This is a genomic window from Falsiruegeria litorea R37, assembly GCF_900172225.1.
GTDB classification, from domain to species: Bacteria; Pseudomonadota; Alphaproteobacteria; order Rhodobacterales; family Rhodobacteraceae; genus Falsiruegeria; species Falsiruegeria litorea.
Window position 1 is genome coordinate 2,100,808 of the sequence record NZ_FWFO01000001.1, and the last position, 26,092, is coordinate 2,126,899.

A 26,092-nucleotide genomic window follows, 5' to 3' on the forward strand; every position below is an offset into this window, starting at 1 on the left:
CACATACTCTCTCAAGGAGACTGAGATGTCCTTTGTAAAAATGACGGCTTCTGCCCTGACCATCGCCGCTGTTTCGGCAACCACCGCTGCCGCACGTGACCAGGTTCAAGTTGCCGGTTCGTCAACCGTTCTGCCCTACGCCTCGATCGTGGCCGAAGCTTTTGGCGAAAACTTTGACTTCCCGACACCCGTTGTTGAATCGGGCGGCTCTTCGGCTGGCCTGAAGCGTTTCTGCCAGGGTGTTGGCACCGAGCACACCGACGTTGCAAACGCATCGCGCAAAATCCGCGAAAAAGAGATCAAAGCCTGTGCCGAAAACGGCGTGACCGACATCATCGAAGTTCGCATCGGTTATGACGGCATCGTGTTTGCCTCGCAGCTGAACGGCCCCGAGTACACCGCTTTCACCCAGTCGGACATCTTCAACGCTCTGGCCCCCAAGGTGATGGTTGACGGCAAGCTGGTCGACAACCCGCACAAGAAATGGTCGGATTTCAACGCCGATCTGCCCGCCGAAGACATCCTGGCCTTCATCCCCGGCACCAAGCACGGCACCCGTGAAGTTTTCGAAGAAAAAGTTGTCGCAGCTGGCTGTGAAGCCACCGGCGCATTCGAAGCCATGATGGCGGCTGGCATGTCCGAAGACGACGCCGAAGACGCCTGCCTGGCAGTGATGTCGGACGGTCGCGCCGTGGACATCGACGGTGACTACACCGAGACCCTGGCCTCGATCGACGCCAACGCAAACGGCATCGGCGTGTTTGGCCTGGCGTTCTATGAGAACAACACCGACAAGCTGAAAGTGGCAACCATGGCCGGTGTCGCGCCCTCGACCGAGACCATCTCGACCGGTGAATATCCGGTGTCGCGTCCGCTGTTCTTCTACGTGAAGAAAGCGCACATCGGCGTGATCCCCGGCCTGAAAGAATATGCTGAGTTCTTCATCTCGGACGAAATCGCAGGCGGCGACGGCCCGCTGGCCGAATACGGCCTGGTTTCGGACCCTGCACTGGCCGACACTCAGGAAGCTGTTTCGAACGAAGCCGTGATGAACGGCGGCAGCTAAGCCAATTCAATTGAAAAAGAGGGGGGCGGCGATTTCCGTCGCCCCCTTGTCATGTCAGGTCTTGCGCAAAAGACTTCAGGGGGACAGATGCCCGTTTTCTGGCTTTGTATAATTGTGCTGGCGATCGCGGTCGTCGGCTTTGTCTTTGGGCGGCAGCGCGCCTTGGCGTCTGCCTCGGGCGACAGCCGCGTGTTGCATTCCTTGCCGAACTACTATGGCTGGAACGTGCTGATGAAGGTTGTCGTGCCAGCCTTTGGCCTGATGGCGATCTGGCTGATCGCACAGCCGATGGTGATCCAGAGCAGCATCTCGGATTTGATCCCCGCAAGCGAGATCAAAGAGGGCTCGAACATCGGCTTGGTGATGGCCGAGGTGACCCGCACCGCGCGGGGGCTCGACAATGCAGTGGCAATTGGTGCCCTGGATGAGGTCGCGGCGCAAAACACACTGGCCAATGTCGAGGATATGACCGCGCGTCTGAAAGATGCGGGCCAGGTCATCACGGCAACCCTGACGCAGCCGATCCTGAACGCGGCACAAGCCTATCGCGCGATGAGCAACACCGGGCAGTTGATCATGACGCTGCTGGTGATTGGTGTGTCCTTGGCGGCCATGGTCGTCGCCATCATGCAAACCAACAAAGACTACCGCGCCCGCAACGTGGTCGAGCAGGGCATTCTTGCATTGCTGGTCGCCGCTGCATCGGTCGCGATCCTGACCACCATCGGCATTGTCCTATCGCTGATCTTCAACACGGTTGAATTCTTCAAGCTCTATCCGGCGATCGACTTTTTCACTCTGCTCGAATGGGCGCCAAGCTTTTCGGGTCGTGGCGGTTCTTCGGCTCTGGGTATCCTGCCGCTTCTGTGGGGCACGATCTATATCTCAATCATCGCGCTCTTGGTTGCTGTGCCCATCGGCCTGTTTGCCGCTGTCTACCTGTCGGAATACGCCAGCCCGCGCTTGCGCGGCATTGCCAAGCCGATGCTGGAGATCCTGGCCGGTATCCCGACAATCGTCTACGGCCTCTTTGCTCTGCTGACCATCGGGCCGATGCTGGTGTCGGTCTTTGGTCAGGACGGCCTGGGCTGGATGGCCGGGGGCCGTTCGGTGATGACGGCTGGCATTGCCATGGGCATCATGTTGATCCCCTTTGTCAGTTCGCTGTCCGATGACATCATCAACGCCGTGCCTCAGGCGATGCGCGATGGCTCTTACGGGTTGGGCGCAACGCAGTCTGAAACCATCCGCCAAGTGGTTCTGCCCGCCGCGTTGCCGGGCATCGTGGGTGCGATCCTGCTGGCCGCCTCGCGCGCCATTGGGGAAACGATGATTGTGGTCATGGGGGCAGGGGCCGCTGCGCGCCTGTCGCTCAACCCATTTGAGGCGATGACCACCGTGACCGCCAAAATTGTCTCGCAGCTGACCGGCGACAGCGACTTTGCCTCGCCCGAGGCGCTGGTGGCCTTTGCCCTGGGCATCTCGCTCTTTGTTCTGACATTGGGCCTTAACGTCTTTGCTCTGTACATTGTACGGAAATACCGGGAGCAGTACGAATGACCGACGCAAGCCTTCCCACGGGTGCGAAACGCTCGCTGATCCAGCTGGACGCCCGCACCAAGTCGCGCAACGCCGCCGAGAAACGGTTCCGCGCCTACGGTATCATCGCCATCGGCACCGGCATCCTGTGTCTGGTCGTGCTGCTGAGCGCAATCCTGTTCAACGGCATCGGCGCGTTTCAACAGACCTTTGTTCAGGTGCCGGTCTATCTGGACCCTGCCAAGCTGGACAAAAAGGGTGAGCGCAATCTGGATGACATCAAGAAGGTGTCGACCTTTGGCTATAACCCGCTGATCCAAAAAGCGGTTCTGGCCGCGGTCGAAGAGGCGGGGATTGAAACCCCGCTGAAGAAATCCAAGGACATGAAGGCGTTGATCTCGGCCTCGGCGGCCGCACAGCTGCGCTCGATGGTGATCGAGGATCCAAGCCTGATTGGGGAAACCATTGATTTCCGCTTTCTCGCCTCCAGCCGCGTTGACGGCTATCTGAAAGACCGCGTCAAACGCGAGCATCTGGCCCGCGACAAGAACATCGACGCCGAGCATCTGGACATCGTCGATGGGTTGACGGCCGCAGGTGTGGTTGAAAAGACATTCAACCCCGACTTCATCTTTGGCGCCGACGCCTCTGAAAGCCGGGCCGAGCAGGCGGGTTTGGGTGTGTCGATGATCGGCTCGTTCTTCATGATGCTGGTGGTGCTGTTTTTGGCGCTGCCCATCGGCGTCGCCGCGTCGATCTATCTGGAAGAGTTTGCGCCCAAAAACCGTATCACCGACCTGATCGAGGTGAACATCTCGAACCTGGCTGCTGTGCCGTCGATCGTGTTTGGTATCCTGGGTCTGGCCGTGTTCATCCAGTTCATTCACCTGCCGCAATCGGCTCCGCTGGTTGGTGGTTTGGTTCTGACGCTGATGACGCTGCCGACAATCATCATCTCGACGCGTGCCTCGCTCAAATCCGTGCCGCCGTCGATCCGGGATGCGGCTTTGGGTGTGGGGGCATCGAAAATGCAGTCGGTGTTCCACCATGTGCTGCCGCTGGCCGCCCCGGGCATCCTGACCGGGACCATCATCGGTCTGGCGCAAGCCTTGGGTGAAACCGCGCCGCTGCTGCTGATCGGGATGGTGGGCTATATCGCCTCTAACGCGCCCGATGGCATTGCCAGCGGTCTGCTGGACCCGAACTCGGCCATGCCGGCACAGATTTACGAATGGGCCAAGCGGGCCGACCCTGCCTACTATGAACGGGCCTGGGGTGGTATCATCATCCTGCTGGTCTTCCTGATCACCATGAACACTGTGGCCGTGATCCTGCGCCGCCGCTTTGAACGCCGCTGGTAAAGGGGCAGACAGATGAACGATATGACTTTTGTGGAGAGAAACGTGGATACGCGCCAAACCAAGATCGCCGCGAAGAATGTTCAGGTCTATTATGGCGAGACCCACGCGATCAAAGACGTCAACGTCGAGATCGAAGACAAGACTGTCACCGCCTTTATCGGCCCGTCGGGCTGCGGCAAGTCGACGTTCTTGCGCTGCCTGAACCGGATGAACGACACCATCGACATCTGCCGGGTTCAGGGCGACATCCTGCTGGATGGCGAAGACATCTATGACAAGCGCGTCGACCCGGTGCAGCTGCGCGCCAAGGTGGGCATGGTGTTCCAGAAACCTAACCCGTTCCCCAAGTCGATCTATGACAACGTAGCCTATGGCCCCAAGATCCACGGGCTGGCCAAGAACAAGGCCGATCTGGATGAGATCGTCGAAAAGGCCCTGCGCCGCGGTGCCATCTGGGATGAGGTCAAGGATCGCCTGGACGCGCCTGGCACCGGCCTCTCGGGTGGTCAGCAGCAGCGTCTGTGTATTGCGCGTGCTGTCGCAACCGAACCCGAAGTGCTGCTGATGGACGAGCCGTGCTCGGCGCTGGACCCCATCGCGACTGCACAGGTCGAGGAGTTGATTGACGAGCTGCGCCAGCGTTATTCGGTGGTCATCGTGACTCACTCGATGCAGCAGGCCGCGCGCGTCAGCCAAAAGACCGCGTTTTTCCACCTGGGCAACCTGGTTGAATTTGGCGAAACCGGCCAGATTTTCACCAACCCCGAAGACCCGCGCACCGAAAGCTATATCACCGGACGCATCGGTTGAGGATGGACACATGAACACTTCAGAACAACATATCGCATCCGTATTCGACCGCGACCTAGAGGCGATCCAGGCGCACATCATGAAAATGGGTGGCCTGGTCGAGGCGGCCATCATGGGCGCCGCGCGCTCGCTGGAAACCCGCGACGAAGAGCTGGCCGAGCAGGTCCGCGCGGGCGACAAGGCCATCGACGCGCTTGAGGATCTGATCAACGAGGAAACCGCGCGGGTGATCGCCCTGCGCTCTCCGACGGCCTCTGACCTGCGGCTGGTGCTGTCGGTCCTCAAGGTCTCGGGCAATCTGGAACGCATCGGCGATTATTCCAAAAACATCGCCAAGCGGACCGGCGTGCTGGTGCAATCGCCCCCCGTCAACGACAGTGCCTCAGCCCTGCGTCGTATGGCGCGCGAGGTAGAGTTGATGCTCAAGGACGCACTAGACGCTTATATCCAGCGTGATGCAGAACTGGCCCAGGATGTGGTAAACCGCGACCACGAGGTGGACCAGATGTATAATGCACTGTTCCGCGAGTTCCTGACCTTCATGGCCGAGGACCCGCGAAATATCACATCCTGCATGCATCTGCATTTCATCGCCAAGAACATTGAACGCATGGGGGACCATGTGACCTCGATCGCCGAGCAGGTGATTTATCTGGTCACCGGAGCGCGCCCCGAAGAAGCACGGCCTAAGGCGGACACCACATCGATTGCGAGCAAGGGGTAGGGGTCATGTCAGCCGATCAACCCACCGTTCTGGTTGTCGAAGACGAACTGGCGCAACGCGAAGTGCTGGCTTACAACCTTGAGGCCGAAGGGTTTCGCGTGTCCAAGGCCGAAAACGGCGACGAGGCGCTGCTGCTGGTGGATGAGGACAACCCCGACATCATCGTGCTGGACTGGATGATGCCAAACCTTAGTGGTATTGAGGTTTGCCGACGTCTGAAAACCAAGCCCGAAACGCGGAGTATTCCGATCATCATGTTGTCGGCCCGATCCGAAGAGGTCGACAAGGTCCGTGGTTTAGAAACCGGCGCGGATGACTACGTGGTCAAGCCGTATTCGGTGGTCGAGCTGATGGCCCGCGTGCGCACGCAATTGCGGCGCGTGCGTCCGGCAACAGTTGGCATCCGATTGGAATTCGACGACATCATCCTGGACGCCGAAACCCACAAGGTCAGCCGCGATGAGAAACCATTGAAATTGGGACCGACCGAGTTTCGCCTGCTGTCGACCTTCATGGAAAAACCAGGTCGCGTCTGGAGCCGTGAGCAGTTGCTGGACCGTGTCTGGGGCAGGGACATCTATGTCGACACCCGCACCGTGGACGTCCACATCGGCCGATTGCGTAAGGCGCTGACCCAGCATGGCGGATCGGATCCGGTGCGCACGGTGCGCGGAGCCGGCTACGCATTGGGTTAACGCGGCAGATCGTCCTCTGGCTGCGCCTTGGACGCCAGCCAATGGCGAAACTCCATCAAAGACTGGTCGCGCGATTTACTGCGCGGCCAGACCAGATAATAGGCCCCCTTGGCCTCGATCGCTTGGGGATGCAGCGCCACAAGCCGACCGGTGGCCACATCCTGTTCCGCCAGATAATCCGGCACCAGAGCGACACCCAACCCGTGCAGCGCAGCCTGCGTGATCGTTGAAAACTGATCATACATTGTGCCCGGCAGGGGCGCGTTCAGAGCCACGCCGTTCTGCTCCAGCCAATCCTGCCAAGCGTTTGGTCGCGTCTGAATATGCAACAATGGCAAACGCAAAAGATCCTTGGGCGATTGCGGTGTCCGCGCCTGGATCAAAGCAGGTGCGCATACCGGTACAACACGTTCAGTCCTGAGCAGCAGATTGTCTGTATCAGGCCAATCACCCAAGCCAAAATGTATCGCTGCATCAAAAGGTTCCTGGGCAAAATTGAATGACTCCAGGCGGGTCGACATGTTGATCGTTATCTCGGGATGCAACCGGGCAAATTCGGGCAGGCGCGGCATCAACCACCGCATTCCAAACGTCGGCAAGATCGCCAGATTGAGCGTCCCGCCAACCGGCGCGACCTGCAAACGCAAAGAGGCTTGTGCGATCTGATTCAACGCTTGCCGGATCTCGGCCACGTAATCCTGCGCGGCGGGTGCAATGGAAAGACGCTTACGGTCCCGTTGGATCAGGTCAACGCCAAGATGTTGTTCCAATCCCTGCAATTGCCGACTGACCGCGCCTTGGGTCAACGACAGCTCGTCCGCAACCGCCGAGGCAGAGCCCAATCGATCCAGCGCCTCAAGCGCACGGAGGGCGGTAACAGACGGAAGAAATCGGCGCGACATGCTCATGTATGAGCTTTTGTCATGAAACAATGCGAAAGTCTCGCTGTTTTTTGAGGTTTTTGCAGGGTAGGGTGAGCGCAAATCTAATCTGGAGACGCGCCATGAACGCCCCTTTGACCAAACCGACCCTTCGCGCCAAAGACGCGCCCGATCTGAACAAATTCGATTGGGAAGACCCGTTTCGCCTGAACGATCAGTTGAACGAAGACGAGCGCATGATTGCTGCCAGCGCGCGTGCATACGCACAGGAAAAGCTGCAGCCGCGCGTGACCGGAGCGTTCCAGACCGAGCATACCGACCCCGAGATTTTCCGCGAAATGGGTGAAATGGGCCTGTTGGGCGTGACCGTTCCGGAACAATACGGCGGTTTGGGGTCCGGCTATGTCAGCTATGGCCTGGTTGCGCGCGAGGTCGAGCGCGTCGACAGCGGCTATCGCTCGATGATGTCGGTGCAAAGTTCGCTGGTGATGTATCCGATCTATGCCTATGGCAGCGAAGAGCAGCGCAACAAGTACCTGCCCAAACTGTCCAGCGGCGAATATATCGGCTGCTTTGGTCTGACTGAACCCGATGCGGGTTCGGACCCGGCAGGCATGAAAACCCGCGCTGAAAAGATCGACGGCGGTTACCGTCTGACCGGCACCAAGATGTGGATTTCGAACGCGCCAATTGCGGATGTCTTTGTGGTCTGGGCAAAATCCGACGCCCATGACGGCAAGATCCGTGGCTTTGTTCTGGACAAGGGCACCAAGGGATTGAGCGCGCCCAAGATCGAAAACAAGATGAGTCTGCGTGCCTCGATCACCGGCGAGATCGTGATGGACGGTGTTGAGGTCGGCGAGGACGCGCTGCTGCCGCACGTACAGGGCCTGAAAGGTCCGTTCGGCTGTCTGAACCGTGCACGCTATGGCATCAGCTGGGGCGTGATGGGCGCGGCCGAAGCTTGCTGGCACGGCGCACGTCAATACGGACTGGACCGCCAGCAGTTCAACCGTCCGTTGGCGCAGACGCAGCTGTTCCAACGCAAACTGGCCGACATGCAGACCGAGATCGCGCTTGGTCTGCAGGCCAGCTTGCGGGTAGGCCGCCTGATGGACGAGGCAAACGCCGCGCCGGAAATGGTATCGATCGTCAAACGCAACAATTGCGGAAAGGCTCTCGACATCGCGCGCATGAGCCGGGACATGCACGGTGGTAACGGCATCAGCCTCGAATTCCAGGTTATCCGACACATGGTCAACCTTGAAACCGTGAACACCTATGAGGGGACACACGATGTCCACGCGCTGATCCTGGGACGCGCGCAAACCGGGCTGCAGGCCTTCTACTGATTTCGACATGCAAAAGCCCGGGCAGGATCCCGGGCTTTTTTACCCACCGCATATTCGTGTAACCAGAATTATGTAAAATAAATTGTTACGGCGTTCGCGCAAGATACCAAGGTGAAACGTTCCGTCACCTGATATTGGCACAGATGCCTTTCCCGGCTACGCTTTTGATACGAAGACATTGTTATCCAACAGCTCTGACACGATTTCTGGGGAGGAATCTCGTATGTCACACGCGCTAGGATTTGGATCATGACGGGCTTGTCCTACGGTGATGCCGTCGCAGAGGTTCTAAAATCCGAACCCATGTTCGAGACGACGACCGTAGAAGTTGACGGTGTCTCCTTTCTTGCGTTCAAGAACATTCCACAGGACTTGCGAGCCTTGCTGCAAACCAGTCGCGCGGCGCAGGAAAACGGTCAGGCAGAGTATTTGGTGTTTGAGGGCCAACGCCTTTCTTACGACGCGTTTTGCAATGACATCAACAAGATGGCGCACGTTCTGCAATCCCGCTTTGAAGTTTTGCCCCGTACGCGCGTCGCAGTCGCCATGAGTAACCGTCCTGAGATGTTGATCCTGATGATGGCGATCAGTTCGATTGGCGCCACCTGCGTTTTCCTGAATGCCTGGTGGACGACAGAAGAGCTTCGGTATGCGTTGCAAGACACAGATTCTAAACTGATTTTTACCGACACGCAGCGCCTTGAGCGTTTGAAACCCCTTCAGGAACAACTTGGTTTGACGCTGATCGGCGTTGACGAAACGCAAACAGACCCCAGTTATGTCAGCCTAATGCGCAGCGAAACACGATCGGCGTGGCCAACGGTTGACATTGACCCCGACAGCGATTTTGCGATCATGTATTCCTCCGGCACGACCAGCGATCCCAAGGGCGTTGCCTTGACCCATCGAGGCGCAGTGAACGCCGTATTCACTTGGTTGGTGCAAGCAACGATCGCCCCTTTGATCAATCCACCGGATGATCCCAACGCCGAAAAACCGCGCCCCGTGACACTGATCACGACGCCCTTGTTTCATGTCACCGCAACGCATCCCGGTTTTCTTCTCAGCCTTCCGGCCGGTGCCAAGGTGGTCCTGATGTATAAATGGGATGCGCAAACAGCGGTCGATTTGATCGAAACCGAGGGTGTCACACGCTTTGTTGGAGTTCCCACGCAGTCAGCAGACATTCAGATAGCTGCAAAGAACAGCGGTAAACCCCTTGAAACTCTTACACAAGTCGTTGCTGGTGGTGCCAAGAGACCTCCTGCACAAGTCAGTGAATTGGCTCAAGCATTTCCGCAGGCCGAGATCGCAACCGGCTGGGGTATGACTGAAACCAACGCCATCGGAATCGGCCTTTCCGGTGAGGATTACGTCGCACGACCAGGCGCAGCCGGGCGTTTGTTTCCTCCGCTGCAAGAAATGATGTTTCTGGACGAAGATGGCAGCCCTGTCGCCTTGGGTTCCGTCGGCGAGATGACAGTCAAAAGCGTCTGTAACATGCGGACTTATCTCAATAAACCAATCGAAACCTCAACCGCAATGCAGGACGGTTGGTTCAAAACCGGGGATCTCGGATTCATCGATGATGATGGCATCATCACAATCGTGGATCGGAAAAAGAACATCATCATCCGCGGTGGTGAAAACATCGCCTGTCTGGATGTCGAGGATGCCTTGCACCAGCATCCAGCCATCCTGGAAGCCTGTGCTTTCGCCATTCCACACGCACGTTTGGGAGAGGTCGTAGGGGCAGCCGTGCAAACGCGTCCGGGCATGACGCTCAACCATGCAGAGTTGAGTAATTTTCTGCGCGATCGCATTGCCCGGTTCAAGACGCCCGAGCATCTGTGGGTGCAGACAACGCCCCTGCCCCGTGGCGCGACCGACAAGATCGATCGCCGCGCCTTGCGCAAAACCTGCATGGCAAATTTGAGCAAAAAAACCTGAACAAACTGCAAGAAGAGATTGAAATGGAAGTAGAAAACAAGATCATCGTTGTGACAGGCGCAGCAAGCGGGATCGGCCGCGCCCTAGCGCAACGGTTTGCGGCCAATGGCGCAAAAAAAGTCATTTGTTCGGATCTGAACCTTGAAGGCGCACAGGCCGTCGCTGCTGAAATCGATGGCGTGGCCATCGCCACCAATGTTGGCGTCGAAGAGGACATCAAGGCGTTGGTCGAGCAGGTCGAAACCGAAGTTGGCCCGATAGACATCTTTTGCTCGAACGCCGGGATCCTGACCCTGGGTGGTGTGGACGCAAGCAACGATGATTGGCAAAAGATTTGGGATATCAATGTGATGTCACAAGTTTGGGCAGCCCGTCATGTTATCCCGCGCATGGTGGAACGTGGCGGCGGGTACCTGCTTAACACCGCATCTGCGGCGGGGCTGCTCAACCAGGTCGGCGCCGCGCCGTATGGGGTGAGCAAACATGCCTCGGTCGGTTTGGCCGAATGGCTGGCGATGAGCCATGGCGACGATGGCATCGGGGTTTCGGTTCTGTGCCCGCAAGCCGTTCGGTCCGAAATGACACGCGGACACGAAGAATCCGTGGCCGCACTGGACGGCTTGCTGGAGCCTGAGGATGTGGCCGACGCCTGTATTGAGGCCATTCGCACCGGCACCTTCCTGGTGCTGCCGCATCCACAGGTTTTGGACTATATCCGAATGAAAACAGCTGACTACGATCGGTGGTTGGGTGGCATGCGAAAGTTGAACCGGCAGTTTGGCGGAAAGCTGGACTAAAGTCCAAGGCGCGTAGCCATGGACCGGCACCGGGCGTCGCCCGGTGCCACGCCCAAGACCGCCAGCGATTTCGGCGCAGCCGGGATCAGCGCGGGCGCGGGAGCCCCCCCCGCCGCTTTAGTTCTTTGGTTTGCGATTGGGGCGCATCAGCCCCTCTTGCGCCACGCTGGCCACCAAGGTGCCGTCGCTGTTGTAGATCGCACCGCGGTTGAAACTGCGACCGCGCCCCGAAAACGGCGCATCCATCGCATAGAGATGCCAGTCCTGGAACGCGATCGGCGCGTGAAACCACATGGCATGATCCAGGCTCGCGCCATTCACCTCACCCTTGAACCAGCTCAGGCCATGTGGGCGCAGTGCGGAACTCAGCAGCGCCATGTCCGAGGCATAAGCCATCAGGATATGTTGCATCTGCGGATCGGCACCGGCCGCCGCCGCCATGCGGAACCACAGGTGATTGGCGTCATCGGTGGGCTCGGGCTCGAACAGGTCCCGAGGCGCGACCTCTCGGATTTCGATAGGCCGCGGACGCAGGAATTCGGCGCGGTGCTGTTCGGGGATGCGGTCAATGTAGCGATCGCGCAGGGACTCGCGGGTCTCCAATTTTTCTGGACCGTCGACCTGAGGCATCGGGTGCTGGTAATCCCAACCTTCATCGTCGACATGAAATGACGCCGACAGGTTCAAGATCTGCTTGCCGTGCTGGATCGCGACAACCCGGCGCGTCGTGAAACTGCCACCATCGCGCGCGCGGTCCACGGAATAGATCACCGGAATCGACGGATCACCGGGACGGATGAAATAGGCGTGCAGCGAATGGCACAAGCGGTCCGGCACTGTGCGATAGGCCGCTGCAAGGGCCTGCGCGATCACCTGACCGCCATAGATGCGCGTCGGCGTTTCGCCGCCGGAACCAACACCCCGAAACAGATCGACCTCAAGGCGTTCGATATTCAGAAGGTCCAGCAGTTTGGTTTCGGCTTCGGTCATTGGGGCCTCATTTCAGCTCAGGTTCCGCGACCGGGCGTAATCGATGAAGGTATCGAAGCTGTCTGGGTTCACCATCGAATCCCGATTGACCACTTTGGCCGGATCGCCGCCAAGTAGCAGCTTTTTCACCGGAACTTCCAGCTTTTTGCCCGACAGCGTGCGCGGGACCTCGGCAATCCTTACAATCTCGTTAGGCACAAAGCGCGCCGAGACAGAGGCACGGATCGCACCGTTTATCTTGTCCTCCAATGCTTCGGTCAGTTCGACGTCAGCCGCAAGCACCACAAAAAGCGGCATGAAACTTTCACGCCCCAGAAATTCTAAATCCACCACCAGGCTGTCCAAGATTTCATCCAGCCCTTCAACGGCCTGATAAATCTCGGACGAGCCCATACGCAGGCCTTTGCGGTTGATGGTGGCATCCGAGCGGCCATAGATCACCGAGCCGCCCTCTGGCGTGATCTCGATCCAATCGCCGTGACGCCAGACGCCTGGGTAGGTATCGAAATAGCTGTCATGCAGGCGCGAGCCGTCTTCGTCACCCCAAAAGAACAGTGGCATCGACGGCAGCGGTTCGGTGCAGACCAGCTCCCCCACTTCGCCAAACAGTTCTTTTCCAAAGGGGTCATAACTGCGCACCGCATTGCCAAGCAAACGGCACTGCATTTCACCCGCACGGACGGGCAACATCGGGTTGCCACCTACAAATGCGCCACAGAAATCGGTGCCGCCGGAAATGGGCGCCAGCCAGATGTCTTCGCCGATGGCATTATAAATCCAGGCATATCCGTCCGAGGTCAGCGGCGAGCCCGTGGTGCCGACAGACACCAGCGCGCTCAGATCCAAGGCGTCACACGGGCGAATGCCCGATTTCGCGCAGACCGTGACATAAGCCGCGCCCACACCCAGATAGGTGATCCGTTCCTCCGCCACTGTACGCCAAACCGACAGCATGTCAGGATGGTTGGGCGCACCGTCATAAGCCAGCACACAAGCCCCCTGCCCCAAGGCCACAAACTGTGCATTCCACATCACCCAGCCCGAGCTGGTCAGCCAGCAAAAACGATCATCGGGCCCAATGTCCTGATGCAACGACTGTTTGGCGCCCTCCAGCAGGATGCCACCATGTCCATGCACGATGGGTTTCGGGTTGCCGGTCGTACCCGACGAATAGACCACCCAGATCGGGTGATCAAAGTCGACCCTTTCGATGCTCAGCTCGGCCGGCGTCGCGATCTGATCTGCCCAGGGCAACGCATCGCCTGGCACCTCGCCGACCACCGGCACCAGGATCGTGGTTTCCACCGTTGGCAGGCCCTGCCGGATCTCGGCCAATACCGCGCGTTTGTCATGGGTGACACCGGCATGCACATACCCATCCTGAGCGATCAGAACCTTGGGTTCGATCTGCTGGAACCGATCCAGAATTGCCACATGCCCCATATCCGGCGCGCAGAGCGACCAGATCGCCCCGATGCTGACGGTGGCCAGGCAGGCAATGATCGACACTTCGGTATTGGGCAGGATCGCAACGACGCGGTCACCCTTGGTCACCCCCTGAGCGCGCAGATTTGCAGCGACGCTGGCAACTTGCGACGCCAGTTCGGCCCAGGTCATCTGAGACCGTCCAAACGTCTCGGACTGCACGATAAGGGCGGTCGCATCTGGTTTGGTGGCTCCATGACGCAGCATCTGTTCTGCAAAATTCACGTGCGTGCCTGGGAACCAAACAGCACCGGGCATCTTGCGTTCGGTGATGACGTGTGCAGGCGCCACATCCGAGCGGATGTCGAAGTACTCCCAGATCGCCAACCAGAACCCGTCAAGGTCCGTCACGCTCCAATTCCAGAGGGCATTGTAGTCAGCAAAACTGCGTCCGATGCGGCGTTCGACCCAGGCGGTGAAATCAGACATCCGGCTCTGTTCGGTGCGGTCTTTGGTGGGGGTCCACAAGACCTCTCGGGTATCGGTCATACGATCAGTGCTCCATGTACCAGCGCCTTGAGCTCGGCGCGCGAGGGGTACGAACTCGACGGCGACAGTTGCGTGAAGAAGACAACAGACATGTCGGCCACCGGGTCCATCCAGAAAAACGTCGAGGCCATGCCACCCCAACTGAAATCCCCCACATGGCCCGGGCAACGCGCGCGCGCCGGATCCAACACCACGGCGCCGCCCAGACCAAAACCCATCCCCTCCATCGGTTGTTCAGCAAAGCTTTGCGGTCCCATCGAGGCGATGTCGCCCGGCAGATGATTGCGCATCATGAACCGCAGGGTTTCCGGGCTGAGAAGCCGCCCTCCATCAAAAGTGCCACCGCGTCGCAGCATTTCGACAAATTTCATGTAATCATCGATGGTCCCGATCAGACCACCGCCACCGGAATACATATCGGCGTGCTCAAACGGCGATGATCCGGGTTTGTCCACCATCCGCAATGTGTCGCCACCACTGCTCGCTTCATTCAGCGCCATGGCGTCCCCTGCGAGTGGGGTGTAAAGAGAAGAAAAGCGCGGAAACTGTTTTTGTGACACAGAAAATGCCGTTTCAGTCATTCCTAGCGGCGCAAAAATCTCCTCCGCGAAAAACTCTGCCAGAGACCGGCCCGAGACCACTTCGACCACGCGACCAAGGATGTCGGTGCTGACGGAATATTCCCACCGAGTGCCGGGTTGAAACGCCAGCGGCAGGGTCGCCACACGATCTGCCATGGCGGCCAGGCTTCCCTGATTGGGTTTGAACAGGATGTCCTGTTCGTCCATCTCACGTGCCAGAACACCGGGATTGAACGGATAGCTCAACCCGCTTGTGTGGGTCAGCAGCTGATGCAACGTCGGTGCCTGACTGGGTTCCACCTGATCAATGCGGTCCGCGTTCGGTACGAGCGCCTGCATGTCCTTGAACGCTGGGATGAAATTTGAAACCGGCGCATCCAGATGAAACAGCCCCCGTTCGGCCAGCATCATGATCGCAACCGAGGTGATCGGCTTTGTCATCGAATAAATCCGCGCGACTGTGTCCCGTTCGAACGGTAAGTCTTGCTCGACGCTGCGCTTGCCGGTTGCGTTGAAATACACCTCTTCGCCGCCTCGTTGGATCAGGACCGAACTGCCTGCGTATTTTCGCTCGGCCACATAGCGGTCCATCCAGGTGCCAATCCGGTCCAATCTGCTCTGGTCAAATCCTGTTGCCACGTTCAATCCTTTCGTTTCGCATCGGCCATCTGTCGGCCGCGCGCGGTCGCGCGATCCCGTCCCACCGCCACATCCGACGCAGACACCTGCGCAATATGTTCATCAAATACTTGGGTTTCCTTGGACATCGCCTGATCCAGCGGCAAACCCTCACCGTCGCTGATCAGCCCGCGAATACGACCCATCGTGGTCGCGTCAGTGCTCGCAATTTGCCCGGCCAAATCCAAGGCACGATCCAGCAGCGCGTCGGCTGCAACAACTTCGTTCACAAGACCCCAGTGTAACGCTTTGTCCGCGCTCACAAATTCACCCGTCAGACTCATCTGTCGAGCACGGTTAATCCCGACCAGACGCGGTAGAATCTGGGTCATCCCCCAACTGGGCGTGATCCCAACCCGGGCATGGGTATCAGCAAACACCGCCGCCTCTGAAGCGATCAGAAAATCGCCCATCAAGGCAAGCTCCAACCCGCCAGTGATGGCATATCCATTCACGGCGGTGATGATCGGTTTCGGACAGGCGCGCGCCACGGCAAACAGGTTGTCCGCCCCGTGCCAATCGAACTGACCTGCCACGTTGTCGGCCTGTGACATCTCTTTCAGGTCCACCCCTACGCTGAAGGCACGACCGTTGCCGGTCAGGACAATCGCCCGCAAATCAGTGTCTTCAGACAACTCGCGAACAGCCCCAGTCAGGTCCTTTACCAGGGCACGCGACAAGGCGTTGAGCGCGTCAGGGCGGTTCAGGCGTATAACCGCTAGCGGCCCGTCGCGGTGTATCTGGATCAAAGGCTCTGCCATGTCAGCCGATCATCTTGCGCATGGCTTGGGTTGTCTCGTCATTGAACCAACCTGTGCTGGACCGATTGGCCCCATCACGCATGCCTTGTTCGATGGTTTCAATGGCACCGCCCCTGATCTGCTGCTTGATCGAGGCATAGGTTTTGGGTGGCAATTCAGCCAGGGCGCGCGCCTCGGTCATAGCGCGCTCGCGCGGGTTTTCTTCGGTTACCGCATCCAAAATGCCATAGCGATAAGCCTCGAGCGCCGACATGGGCTGGCCCGTCAGCATCAGACGGCGCAGCGCATCCGGACCCAACGTGGCCCGTGCAATTTCCAGCGGCCCCACGGGGAAATCTGCACCCACGCGCACCTCGGCCAGCCCCAGCACGGCGCGCGGACCGCCGATGCGAATGTCGCTGCCCAAAACAAAGAACAACCCACCCGCAATCGCAGCCCCATCGACCGAGCAAACCACCGGCTTGGGATTGGCAAAGAGGCTGAGAAAGCCAACGTTCAGCCCTTCGACGATGGCGTTTTGCTGGTTCAAATCGAAATGCTGCGCCTCCTTCAGATCCAACCCGGCTGAGTACACCTTGAACGGGCTGGTCAGGACAATGGCGTGGACGTCCGGATCACCCGCAAGTCCGTCCAACAGATCTTTGAAAGAAAAAAGAAACTCGGGGCTGAGCGCGTTTACTGGCGCGCGGTTCAAGCCGATTTCGACGATCCCGCCCTCATGGTCGGTTCTGATCAGATGCTCTGCGTCGGTCATGTCCCTCTCCCTGCAAGCCGCCCGTGCGACGGGCCTGATTTTCGGCCCGTAACGCAGGGTCAATATCAACCGAGATATCGCGCGCGTCGAGAGGTTCCGCGCAATCCGGGCAAGTGACCTTAGGTACTATTTTGTTTCCGCAGGTTTTGTGACGCAAGTCCACGGCCCCGTCGGTCCCCAACCATTTATCGCCCCAAGCCTTTAACATGATGATGACGGGCCACAGATCGCGACCTTTCTCTGTCAGGTGATATTCGTACCGCGCAGGACGGTTGCTGTAGGCGCGTTTTTCGAGAATTTCGTCGGCACACAGACGTTTCAACCGCTGGCTCAACACATGGGGTGAGGCTCCGGTCAGGCGCTGCATGTCCTCGAACCGGCGACGGCCCATGAACATCTCGCGCAGGATCATCAGAACCCACGGATCGCCCACGCGTTCAATCGCGCGCGACACCGGACAAAGCGTATCCGCAAGGTCATTTCGGCTCATCGTTGACACCCTTCATTTTTTGTAGTCACCTTTCCCACAGACCGGGCATCCTGTCAATTTCCGGTCAAATTGGGGAGGTTTGATGAAACTCTATTACGCACAGAACACCCGCGCCGTGCGCATCGCTTGGCTGCTCGAAGAGCTTGGGCTGGACTATGAGATTGAAAAGTTCACGCTTGGCGACCGCGCCATGCGCGAGCCGGATTATCTGAAGGTGCACCCCATGGGCCGCGTGCCCGCGCTTGAAGACAAGGGCGTCACCATCTTTGAATCGGGTGCCATCGTGCAATATGTTCTGGCCCTTTATGGCGAGGGGCGCCTGCAGCCTGCGGTTGGCACACAAGAATTCGCCAACTACCTGCAATGGCTGCATTATTGCGAGGGCATGATCATGCCGCCAATCAATACAATCGTTGTTGAAACCATCCTTTTGCCCCCAGAACGGCGCACTGAGGTGAACGTGAAACGTGCAACCAAACTGTTGAACCAGATGCTGATGGCCGTGAACAACCACCTTGAAGGGGCTGAGTTCCTAGCCGGTAATTTCACTGCCGCTGATATCATGACCGGGCATTCGATCATCATGTCGGGTCGCATGGGGGCCGACTTCTCGGACAAGCCCAATCTGCAACCTTATGCGGACCGTTTGATGGCCCGGCCTGCCCTGCAAAAAGCGTGGTCGCTATGAGCGGGCCCATTGTTCTGATCATCGGCGCCGGAGATTACATCGGCGCCGCCATCGCCAAACGCTTTGCCCACGGCGGGTTCACCGTCTGCATGGGCCGCCGAAACGGAGACAAGCTTGCCCCGCTGGTGGCCGAGATCGAAGCCGAGGGCGGCACTGCGATCGGCTACACTCTGGACGCCCGCGACGAAGACAGCGTCATGACCGTCTTCAAACAGATCGAGGACGAGGTCGGCCCGATTGAAACCGTGATTTACAACGTGGGCGGCAACGTTCGGTTTCCCATCCTGGATACCACCGCGCGGGTCTTTCGCAAGGTCTGGGAAATGGCTTGTTTTGCTGGCTTTCTATCGGGGCGTGAGGCGGCGCGGTACATGGTTCCCCGCGAACGCGGCAACATCTTCTTTACCGGCGCCTCAGCCTCGATGCGGGGCAACAGCGGCTACGCCGCGTTTTCGGCCGGAAAATCCGGGCTCCGCGCCCTCGCGCAAAGCATGGCCAAGGAATTGGGGCCAAAGAACATCCACGTGGCCCATTTGGTGATTGATGCCGGCGTCGACACGGCATTCGTGCGCGACCGCATGGCGCAAGCTGGTCACGATCCTGATACACTTCCCAAAGATACTCTGATGAACCCCACATCCGTGGCCGAGGCGTACTGGACACTTCAACATCAGACCCGAGACGCCTGGACCTTTGAGTTGGATCTGCGCCCATATGGAGAAAGATGGTGACGAAAACAGTTGATTTCCTTTACGATTTTGGATCACCGAACGCCTATCTGATACACAAGACGCTGCCCGATCTGGCGGCACGGTTTGGCGCGACAGTGACGTATCAGCCAATCCTGCTAGGCGGTGTGTTCAAGGCGACAAACAACCAAAGCCCAATGCAGGCCTTTGGTGGGGTGCAAGGCAAATTGCAGTACCACATGCGCGAAACCCAACGGTTCATCAAACGTCACAACCTGACCTTTCACATGAACCCGCATTTCCCGGTGATGACCATTGGCGTGATGCGAGGCGCCATTTACGCGCAAGGAAAAGAATGGGAAACCAAATACATATCAGCAGTCTTTGATGCAATGTGGGTTCATGGACAAAAGATGGATGATCCCGCCGTGATTGGGGACGTGCTATCCGAAAACGGCTTGCCAGCGTCCAAGATCATGGAGGCAACGCAAGATCAGTCGGTGAAGCAAGGCTTGATCAAAGCGACCTCGGCCGCTGTTGGGCGTGGCATCTTTGGCTCGCCCACGATGTTTGTGGGGGACGAGATGTTCTTTGGCAAAGAAACGCTGCCCGAGATCGAAGAGGCACTTGGCGCAGCCTAAAACGACCCCGCCCAATCAAGGGCGGGGTCCATTGTCCATCAGGGACGCTTCATCTTGCAGGTGGTCGGCGCATCGGCCGAGGCCATGTCCACAGTGTTTTCAACCAACAGACCATAGCCCGAGTTGTCCATGTCATGCGTCACCTCATCGGTGTGCGCCTGAATATGAACCGCTTGGATGGCCTGGTGATCCTGTTCACGCATCTTGATCTTGGTGCCCCAGATCGAGTCGTGCTCCATCCCTTCAAGTGCAGTGGCCACGGCGACCATATCGGTCGCGGAACCCGCATCATTGATGGCGCGCGCCAGCATTTCGATCACATTGGCAATGCGTGGCTGGCCCAGATCGTCATCGGGATATTTCTCTTTGAACGCCTTGGCATAGGAATCGGCCCGATCAGATACAGGCGGATTGATCTGCCCTTCGCCCACAAGTTTCAACGAGCCTTTGCCGGACTCGCCGAAGGCCGCGGTGATACCGGTGCCCGCTGCATAATAGGTATAAATCGGACCCTCATACCCGTTTTCCAGGATCGCCTTGCCGAGACCACGCATATCCGCGCCCCAGTTGCCGGTGATCACCGCATCAGCTTCAGTAGCCATGATCTTGCGGCCATAGGGGGTGAAGTCCTTGATCTTGCCGATCGGGTGCAGCTCGTTGCCGACTATCTCGATATCCGGACGCTTCTCACCCAGGAACCGAACCGCTGCGGCGGCTACCGCTTTGCCGAACGAATAATCCTGACCAATGATATAGACCTTCTTGATCTCATCATTGCCCGCGATCACATCCGTCAGTGCGTCCATTTTGATGTCGGCGTTGGCGTCAAAACGGAAGTGCCAGAAGTTGCACTTGTCGTTGGTCAGCGCCGGATCAACAGCAGAATAGTTCAGGAACAACACCCGCTTGTCCGGGTTGCGTTTGTTGTGCTTGTTGATGGCATCTGTCAGCGCGTTTGCCACGCCGGACGAGTTGCCCTGAGCAATGAACCGAATGCCCTGGTCAATTGCGACCTGCAACTGGATCAGGGATTCCTTGGCACTGATCTTGTTGTCGAACGGCACGATCTCGAACATCTGACCGTCCAGAACACCGCCTTTTTCGTTGACCAGCACATCTGCGGCAAATTCATACTGGTGCAACCCGTCTTCACCCGTGGCCGCAAACGGCCCCGAAAGCGGGTCAATGAAAGCAATTTTGATATTCTCTGCGTAACCGGCAGCCGCGCTCAACGTCAGAGCCAAAGCCGTGGTCAAACCAAACAGTTTCTTGTTGCGCATAATTGGATCTCTCCTCCCTAATCCAAGCTCCGCCGTTTCCCGACGTAAGCCCTCTCAGGCTTGCACAGTCTGACGCAAAGTCAACAAAATGATTTGTTTTTCAGGGCTTGAAGCTTAGAAAACCTGCTGCTTCCGACAAGAGACTGGAATAGTCGCGCTCCAACTCATCCGGAGAGACATGAAAGGCCGGCCCGCCCACGTTCAGGCCAAAAACCCGCGCACCATCCAGCGAAAAGACCGGAACCGCGATCCCGTTCACATCGGCGCGCCAATCCCCGTAACCAGTGCAATAGCCCTTTGATTGGAACTCGTCACAGGCCCTTTTGGTAGCCTGGGTCAGGTCCTCTTTGCTGCCCGCGCCATCCTGAACACCGTGGGTGATCGCTGCTTCACGGCCGGCATCTGGCAGCCCCGCCAGAATGGCGCGCCCAATGGCCGAGCGAAAAAGCGGCAGGCGCGCGCCTACATGCATCGACAGCGATACATCCTCGCGCGAGCGGTGGACCGCAACATAGATCACCTCGGCCCGGTGCATTTCCGCCAGGGCGGCAGTGATGTAGGAATTCGGCCCGTTGCGTAATGTACGCAAAACGTCTGCGGCACGATCGCAGATGTCCATGCCGGCCAGAACTCCAAACCCAAGCTGCAAAACTCCGACGCCCAGGCGATAGGTGCCACTACTCGGCTCATGCACCAGATAGCCCAGCTGACACAGCGTATGCGTCAGCCGCGAGATCGTGGGTTTCGGCAGGCCGGTGCGTTCGGACAGGTCCAGATTGGTCAACGAGACTTCGCCCGGACGAAAACACCGCAGCACATCCAGCCCACGCGCCAAGGCGGTGACAAAGTTGCGATCTTTGCCTTCGTCTGATCCTGTACCGAACTCGGTTTGCGTCATCGCCTGCCCCGTTTTAGGTTTTCAGGGCGGTCAGCCCATGTTCTGCAAAGACTTTGACAAAACCGCCCAACCGCATCGCGCGTTCCGGGTTCGATGCGTTGCCATCCAGCGCCCGCTTGTAAACACCTTGGATGATCGAGGCCATGCGGAAAAAGTTGAACGACAGATAGAAGCCAAAGTTATCGATGCCCGCCAATCCCCGGCGTTCACAGTATTTTGCAATGAACTCTTGATCCGTCGGCAGCCCCAGCGACGCCCGATCCAGACCGGCCATCCCGCGCCCCTCTTTGCCCGGAGGCATCTGCCACTGCATGATCACAGCGGCCAGATCCGCATAGGGGTGGCCGATGGTCGAAAGCTCCCAATCCAGCACACCCAGACACCGGGTGCCGTCCTTTTCGAACATCATGTTGTCGATACGGTAATCGCCATGCACCAGCGTGCGTTGGCCGTCATCTGCCGGGATACTAGCCTGCAGCGCCTCGATCAACGCGTCCATCTTTTTGATGACCTCAGTTTCGGACGCGCGGTATTGCTTGGTCCAACGCCCGATCTGCCGCTCATAGTAGTTGCCCGGCGGGCCATAATCCGACAGGCCAACAGCTTCGATATCAACTGAATGCAGCGCGGCCAGAACCCGGTTCATCTCGTCAATGACGGCAGCGCGGGTCTCGTTGCTTTCGCCCTCCATCGTGGGCTGGTAGAAGTTTCGGCCATTCAGATGCTCCATCACATAAAATGCCGAGCCGATCACATCGTCATCTTCACACAGCAGATGCATCCGGGCGACCGGTACATCCGTATCCGCAAGCGCGCTTTGCACGCGAAACTCGCGATCCACCGCATGGGCGGACTTCAACAGAACCCCCGGTGGTTTGCGCCGCAGGACATAGTTCTGTTGGGGTGTCTTCAGCAGGAAGGTCGGGTTCGACTGACCGGTTTCGAACTTGTCAGCCTCCAGCGGCCCTTCGTATCCGGGCAGGTTGTCACGCAGATAGGCGTCCACAACATCCAGGTCGAGCGTTTGAGCGGTGTTGGTCATGATCTGCTCCTTAGCTGTAGGTCAGCATATCTGCGCGCGCCTGCGGGGCAAAATGCGGCGTCGCGTTGAATTCATGCAAAAAGAAAGCGCGGGACGAAAAGATGAACCGCGTCATCGAAGTGTTCTTGACCTGCAGGTTCAGCGCGATCATCTGCTCGGGCGGCGCGCTCATCGCGCTGGCCACCAGCTGTCCAATCGCGCCACCGGAACTGATCACCAGCACCTTTTGCGCGTCTCCTTCGGTCGAAAACTGGCGCGCGGCCTGAATGCGGGCTTTGAAATCGGCCCAGCTTTCCGCCGCCCCGTGCAGCCCATCATCCTGCCATTCACGCAAAGTCTCGCGCAGCGTGCGAAAGTGGGTTTTGCGGTCATGCTGCACCAGATCGGGAATGGTGCCGCTATGTTTCACGCGCAGCAGGTCGTGGAAATCATATTCATTCCAGCCCGCGTGCTCTTCGGGCGCATCCGTGAACCCCATCGAATGCAGGGTTTCTTTCTGCCGGGTCAGGGTGCCGGTGACCAAACGGTCCGGCACCCATCCCATCTCACGCAAAGCTTCACCCGCCATTTCGGACTGGCGATGCCCAAGCTCACTGAGCTGGTCATAGTTGTCCGCCCCGAACGAGGCTTGCGCGTGACGGACGACCATCAATTCAGGCATGGGTTACCCCGCAAATTCGGCCGCCAGGCGCTTGCCTGCAGCCTTGTATTCAGCGGCCACACGGTCCACCAACTCACCCGCACCGACAATGTCTTTGACATCACCAATGCCCTGCCCCGATCCCCAGATCTCTTTCCAGGCCTTGGGTTTGGACGATCCGCTGGAGAAGTTCATCGACGACGCATCAGCCGACGGCAGGTTGTCCGGGTCCATACCGGCACGTTCCACCGATTTTTTCAGGTAATTGCCGCTGACACCGGTAAAGAGCGAGGAATAGACGATGTCTTCGGCGGTGCTGTCGACGATCATCTGCTTGTATTCGTCCTGCGCGTTGGCCTCATGCGTGGCGATAAAGGGCGAGCCCATATAGCCGAAATCAGCCCCCATGGCGCGTGCAGCCAGTAGGCTTTCACCGCAGGCGATCGCGCCGGACAAGGCCACGGGCCCGTCAAACCAGGACCGGATTTCGCGGATCAGCGCCAATGGTGATTGCTGGCCCGCATGACCGCCCGCACCGGCGGCCACGGCGATCAGGCCATCAGCGCCCTTGTCGATCGCCTTTTTGGCGAATGTGTTGTTGATGATGTCGTGCAAAACCACACCACCACAGGAATGCGCGGCCTCGTTGACCTCGACCCGCGCGCCCAGAGAGGTGATCCAGACCGGCACCTTCCATTTGGCGCAAATCTCCAGATCCCGTTCCAACCGCCCGTTGGAGCGATGCACGATCTGATTGACCGCGTAAGGCGCTGCCGGATTGTCGGGATTTTCCTGATTGTGGCGGTCCAGTTCTTCGGTGATCTGTTTCAACCAGGCTTCCAGCAATGGTGGTTCGCCATCCGCTTCGCGCGCGTTGAGCGCCGGAAAGGATCCAATGATGCCCGCCTTGCACTGCGCAATCACCAAGTCGGGGTTCGAAATGATGAAAAGCGGCGACCCGATGAGCGGGATGCGCAGCCCCTGCAGGTTCGGATGCAGGTCGGGTTTGGTCGCGGTGTCTTTCACGTCATGTTCCTTTCAGATCAGACGCCTACCACGGGAGCGTGAGACCAGCGGCCTCGGCTGCCTTGCGGGCGTATTTCTTTGTTTGGGCAAAGGCGTCGGTCAGTTCTTCTTGACCTTCACCGTCGTTGAGTTGATCGAATTGCGCCGCCACGTTCTCGGGCGTGATCTCCTCGCCCTCAAGCAGGATACCCGGAGTCTCATACACGCGGGTTTGCGCAAAACAGCCAGCACCGGCAGACATGATCACCCGCGATGGGGCATCTTCGCTGACCAGATACAGCAGGCCCGGCGTGATGGTTTCGGGTTTCAACAACTCCAAGGCCTCAGGCGGCATAAGGCTTTCGGTCATGCGGGTGGCCGCCGTGGGGGCCAGGCAATTGACGCGGATATCGTCGCGCGCGCCTTCAAGGTGCAACACGTTCATCATGCCCATCATCGCCGCCTTGGCCGCACCATAGTTCGACTGTCCAAAGTTGCCGTAAAGGCCCGACGCCGAGGACGTCAGCACCACCCGGCCATAGCCCTGCTCGCGCATGATCGGCCAGCAGGCATGGGTGACATTGGCGCTGCCGATCAGATGCACATCGACCACTTTGCGGAAGTCCGCCATGGTCATTTTGGAAAACGTCTTGTCCCGCAGGATGCCTGCATTGTTGACCACGATGTCGATCCGGCCAAAGGCCTCCATCGTCTTGGCGACCATATCGACCACCTGTTCTTCGTTCGAGACATCGGCCCCATGGGCAATTGCTTCGCCGCCCATGGCCTTGATCTCGGCCACAACGGCCTCGGCTGCCTCGGACGATGCACCCTGCCCGTCAGTTGACACGCCCAGATCGTTGATCACAACCTTGGCGCCGCGCTCGGCCAACCCAAGCGCGTGGCTGCGGCCCAAACCGATGCCCGAGCCGGTGACAATGGCAACGCGGCCATCAAATCGAATGTCCATCAGATCGCCCCTTACATCGCTTTTTCAAAGATATTGTGGCCGGACATCACATTGATGCCGCCCGACACGGGGATAATTGCTCCCGTGACATAGGCCCCGCCGCGTCCGCAAAGGAACAACATGCAGCCAGCGATATCGTCGTCCCGACCCACACGGCCAAGCGGCACGTCGCTGCCAACCTTGGCGCGTTTTTCCTCATCCGCTGTGGCAAAAGCAGTCATGCGCGAAACAAACGGGCCCGGAGCCAAAGAGTTCACTGTGACATTGTAGCCCGCAAGCTCCTTGGCCATGATCTTGGACAGGTGCATGACCGCAGCTTTTGAGGCCGAATAGCTGTAAGCGCCATCGCCCATCGGGATCTCGCCCATGACCGAACCCACGTTGATCACGCGCGCCGGGTCGCCATCTTTGGCCGACGCCATCAGCATTGGCAGTAGCTTCTGCGTCAGGTCGAACACGCCCGCGACGTTCACATTCATCACCTTTTCCCAGGCTTCATGCGGGAATTGCCCCATCGGCGCGCCCCATGTCACGCCAGAGTTATTCATCAAGATATCAAGAGTTTCCGTGCGGCTTTTAACGTCCGCGACAATGGCATCTATACCTTCGGCCGAGCCGACGTCCCCGGCAAACCCCTCGGCTGATCCGGGTGCATCCAACGCGTTGAGCTGCGCGGCAACCGCCTCGCATGCGTCACCCTTGCGCGAGGCAATCAGGACACGGGCGCCTGCCCGAACCAGGGCCTCGGCCGCCATGCGCCCGATACCGGTGGCCCCACCTGTGACCAATGCGGTCTTGCCGTGAAGCGAGAAGAGAGTTTCTGGTGTCATGATAAA

At 58.6% G+C, this 26,092-nt stretch carries 26 protein-coding genes; 12 read left to right on the forward strand and 14 right to left on the reverse strand.

The features are described 5' to 3' along the window. The first annotated feature begins 25 nt into the window (after nucleotides 1-25). The 6 genes from TRL7639_RS10260 (at nucleotide 26) to phoB (ending at nucleotide 6,195) form a co-directional block, all read left to right on the forward strand. Complete coding sequence (locus tag TRL7639_RS10260) at nucleotides 26-1,066, forward strand: substrate-binding domain-containing protein (RefSeq protein ID WP_085795580.1); 1,041 nt, start codon at nucleotides 26-28, stop codon at nucleotides 1,064-1,066. A gap of 87 nt (nucleotides 1,067-1,153) precedes the next feature. Further along, nucleotides 1,154-2,626, forward strand: a complete 1,473-nt coding sequence (gene pstC / locus TRL7639_RS10265; RefSeq protein WP_085796370.1) for a phosphate ABC transporter permease subunit PstC — start codon at nucleotides 1,154-1,156, stop codon at nucleotides 2,624-2,626. After that, the gene (gene pstA, locus TRL7639_RS10270) at nucleotides 2,623-3,966 is read left to right on the forward strand and encodes a phosphate ABC transporter permease PstA (RefSeq protein WP_085795581.1); all 1,344 of its coding nucleotides are present in this window, start codon (nucleotides 2,623-2,625) and stop codon (nucleotides 3,964-3,966) included. The genes pstC and pstA overlap by 4 nt, the downstream gene beginning before the upstream one ends. Before the next feature lie 12 nt (nucleotides 3,967-3,978). Continuing rightward, nucleotides 3,979-4,776, forward strand: coding sequence for a phosphate ABC transporter ATP-binding protein PstB (pstB, locus tag TRL7639_RS10275; RefSeq protein WP_085795582.1), 798 nt, complete (start codon nucleotides 3,979-3,981; stop codon nucleotides 4,774-4,776). A 10-nt stretch (nucleotides 4,777-4,786) separates the two neighbouring features. Next, the gene (gene phoU / locus TRL7639_RS10280; RefSeq protein ID WP_085795583.1) at nucleotides 4,787-5,500 is read left to right on the forward strand and encodes a phosphate signaling complex protein PhoU; all 714 of its coding nucleotides are present in this window, start codon (nucleotides 4,787-4,789) and stop codon (nucleotides 5,498-5,500) included. Nucleotides 5,501-5,505: 5 nt separating this feature from the next. Continuing rightward, complete coding sequence (phoB, locus tag TRL7639_RS10285) at nucleotides 5,506-6,195, forward strand: phosphate regulon transcriptional regulator PhoB (RefSeq protein ID WP_085795584.1); 690 nt, start codon at nucleotides 5,506-5,508, stop codon at nucleotides 6,193-6,195. Here the strand turns inward: phoB and TRL7639_RS10290 are convergent. Continuing rightward, nucleotides 6,192-7,103 carry a LysR substrate-binding domain-containing protein gene (locus tag TRL7639_RS10290; RefSeq protein WP_085795585.1) on the reverse strand — a complete coding sequence of 304 codons (912 nt, stop codon included), beginning with the start codon at nucleotides 7,101-7,103 and terminating at the stop codon, nucleotides 6,192-6,194. The genes phoB and TRL7639_RS10290 overlap by 4 nt on opposite strands. A 95-nt stretch (nucleotides 7,104-7,198) precedes the next feature. Here TRL7639_RS10290 and TRL7639_RS10295 point away from each other — a divergent pair, with 95 nt between their 5' ends. The 3 genes from TRL7639_RS10295 to TRL7639_RS10305 all read left to right on the forward strand — a co-directional run bounded on the left by TRL7639_RS10295 (nucleotide 7,199) and on the right by TRL7639_RS10305 (nucleotide 11,175). Then, nucleotides 7,199-8,428 carry an acyl-CoA dehydrogenase gene (locus tag TRL7639_RS10295; RefSeq protein ID WP_085795586.1) on the forward strand — a complete coding sequence of 410 codons (1,230 nt, stop codon included), beginning with the start codon at nucleotides 7,199-7,201 and terminating at the stop codon, nucleotides 8,426-8,428. A gap of 249 nt (nucleotides 8,429-8,677) precedes the next feature. Next, the gene (locus tag TRL7639_RS10300; protein ID WP_085795587.1) at nucleotides 8,678-10,378 is read left to right on the forward strand and encodes a class I adenylate-forming enzyme family protein; all 1,701 of its coding nucleotides are present in this window, start codon (nucleotides 8,678-8,680) and stop codon (nucleotides 10,376-10,378) included. 23 nt (nucleotides 10,379-10,401) lie between these two features. Continuing rightward, nucleotides 10,402-11,175, forward strand: coding sequence for an SDR family oxidoreductase (locus TRL7639_RS10305; protein ID WP_085795588.1), 774 nt, complete (start codon nucleotides 10,402-10,404; stop codon nucleotides 11,173-11,175). Nucleotides 11,176-11,292: 117 nt separating this feature from the next. Here TRL7639_RS10305 and TRL7639_RS10310 read toward each other — a convergent pair whose 3' ends face one another. The 6 genes from TRL7639_RS10310 to TRL7639_RS10335 are packed head-to-tail and all read right to left on the reverse strand — an operon-like array spanning nucleotide 11,293 to nucleotide 17,403. Continuing rightward, on the reverse strand, nucleotides 11,293-12,165 hold the full coding sequence (locus TRL7639_RS10310; RefSeq protein WP_085795589.1) for an acyl-CoA thioesterase: 873 nt from the start codon (nucleotides 12,163-12,165) through the stop codon (nucleotides 11,293-11,295). Nucleotides 12,166-12,177: 12 nt separating this feature from the next. Continuing rightward, the gene (locus tag TRL7639_RS10315) at nucleotides 12,178-14,139 is read right to left on the reverse strand and encodes an acetoacetate--CoA ligase (RefSeq protein WP_085795590.1); all 1,962 of its coding nucleotides are present in this window, start codon (nucleotides 14,137-14,139) and stop codon (nucleotides 12,178-12,180) included. Then, nucleotides 14,136-15,311: a serine hydrolase domain-containing protein gene (locus tag TRL7639_RS10320; protein ID WP_085796371.1), complete on the reverse strand. Its 1,176-nt coding sequence runs from the start codon at nucleotides 15,309-15,311 to the stop codon at nucleotides 14,136-14,138. The genes TRL7639_RS10315 and TRL7639_RS10320 overlap by 4 nt, the downstream gene beginning before the upstream one ends. A gap of 50 nt (nucleotides 15,312-15,361) precedes the next feature. After that, a complete protein-coding gene (locus tag TRL7639_RS10325) occupies nucleotides 15,362-16,159 on the reverse strand; it encodes an enoyl-CoA hydratase (RefSeq protein WP_085795591.1) in 798 nt (265 codons plus the stop codon). Nucleotide 16,160: 1 nt separating this feature from the next. After that, nucleotides 16,161-16,913: an enoyl-CoA hydratase/isomerase family protein gene (locus tag TRL7639_RS10330; RefSeq protein WP_085795592.1), complete on the reverse strand. Its 753-nt coding sequence runs from the start codon at nucleotides 16,911-16,913 to the stop codon at nucleotides 16,161-16,163. Continuing rightward, entirely contained in the window at nucleotides 16,876-17,403 is a 528-nt protein-coding gene (locus TRL7639_RS10335; protein WP_085795593.1) for a winged helix-turn-helix transcriptional regulator, read from the reverse strand. Before TRL7639_RS10335 ends, TRL7639_RS10330 begins: the two co-directional genes overlap by 38 nt. Nucleotides 17,404-17,485: 82 nt before the next feature. Here TRL7639_RS10335 and TRL7639_RS10340 point away from each other — a divergent pair, with 82 nt between their 5' ends. From TRL7639_RS10340 to TRL7639_RS10350, 3 genes are read left to right on the forward strand one after another with little or no spacing between them, the layout of a single operon-like run. Then, on the forward strand, nucleotides 17,486-18,091 hold the full coding sequence (locus tag TRL7639_RS10340; RefSeq protein ID WP_085795594.1) for a glutathione S-transferase family protein: 606 nt from the start codon (nucleotides 17,486-17,488) through the stop codon (nucleotides 18,089-18,091). After that, the gene (locus tag TRL7639_RS10345) at nucleotides 18,088-18,822 is read left to right on the forward strand and encodes an SDR family oxidoreductase (protein WP_085795595.1); all 735 of its coding nucleotides are present in this window, start codon (nucleotides 18,088-18,090) and stop codon (nucleotides 18,820-18,822) included. The genes TRL7639_RS10340 and TRL7639_RS10345 overlap by 4 nt, the downstream gene beginning before the upstream one ends. Then, nucleotides 18,819-19,421, forward strand: coding sequence for a 2-hydroxychromene-2-carboxylate isomerase (locus TRL7639_RS10350; RefSeq protein WP_207559652.1), 603 nt, complete (start codon nucleotides 18,819-18,821; stop codon nucleotides 19,419-19,421). Before TRL7639_RS10345 ends, TRL7639_RS10350 begins: the two co-directional genes overlap by 4 nt. Nucleotides 19,422-19,459: 38 nt before the next feature. Here TRL7639_RS10350 and TRL7639_RS10355 read toward each other — a convergent pair whose 3' ends face one another. The 7 genes from TRL7639_RS10355 to TRL7639_RS10385 all read right to left on the reverse strand — a co-directional run bounded on the left by TRL7639_RS10355 (nucleotide 19,460) and on the right by TRL7639_RS10385 (nucleotide 26,086). Further along, nucleotides 19,460-20,701, reverse strand: coding sequence for a branched-chain amino acid ABC transporter substrate-binding protein (locus TRL7639_RS10355; protein WP_085795597.1), 1,242 nt, complete (start codon nucleotides 20,699-20,701; stop codon nucleotides 19,460-19,462). 100 nt (nucleotides 20,702-20,801) lie between these two features. Beyond that, nucleotides 20,802-21,599 carry an IclR family transcriptional regulator gene (locus TRL7639_RS10360; protein WP_085795598.1) on the reverse strand — a complete coding sequence of 266 codons (798 nt, stop codon included), beginning with the start codon at nucleotides 21,597-21,599 and terminating at the stop codon, nucleotides 20,802-20,804. A 13-nt stretch (nucleotides 21,600-21,612) separates the two neighbouring features. Further along, nucleotides 21,613-22,641, reverse strand: coding sequence for a phosphotransferase family protein (locus TRL7639_RS10365; protein ID WP_085795599.1), 1,029 nt, complete (start codon nucleotides 22,639-22,641; stop codon nucleotides 21,613-21,615). 10 nt (nucleotides 22,642-22,651) lie between these two features. After that, on the reverse strand, nucleotides 22,652-23,302 hold the full coding sequence (locus tag TRL7639_RS10370; RefSeq protein ID WP_085795600.1) for a histidine phosphatase family protein: 651 nt from the start codon (nucleotides 23,300-23,302) through the stop codon (nucleotides 22,652-22,654). Nucleotides 23,303-23,305: 3 nt separating this feature from the next. Further along, nucleotides 23,306-24,307 carry an NAD(P)H-dependent flavin oxidoreductase gene (locus TRL7639_RS10375; protein WP_085795601.1) on the reverse strand — a complete coding sequence of 334 codons (1,002 nt, stop codon included), beginning with the start codon at nucleotides 24,305-24,307 and terminating at the stop codon, nucleotides 23,306-23,308. A gap of 25 nt (nucleotides 24,308-24,332) precedes the next feature. Next, the gene (locus tag TRL7639_RS10380) at nucleotides 24,333-25,256 is read right to left on the reverse strand and encodes an SDR family NAD(P)-dependent oxidoreductase (RefSeq protein ID WP_085795602.1); all 924 of its coding nucleotides are present in this window, start codon (nucleotides 25,254-25,256) and stop codon (nucleotides 24,333-24,335) included. A gap of 11 nt (nucleotides 25,257-25,267) precedes the next feature. Further along, nucleotides 25,268-26,086 (reverse strand): SDR family NAD(P)-dependent oxidoreductase, encoded by an 819-nt coding sequence (locus TRL7639_RS10385; RefSeq protein ID WP_085795603.1) that lies wholly within the window; start codon nucleotides 26,084-26,086, stop codon nucleotides 25,268-25,270. Between the last annotated feature and the right edge of the window lie 6 nt (nucleotides 26,087-26,092).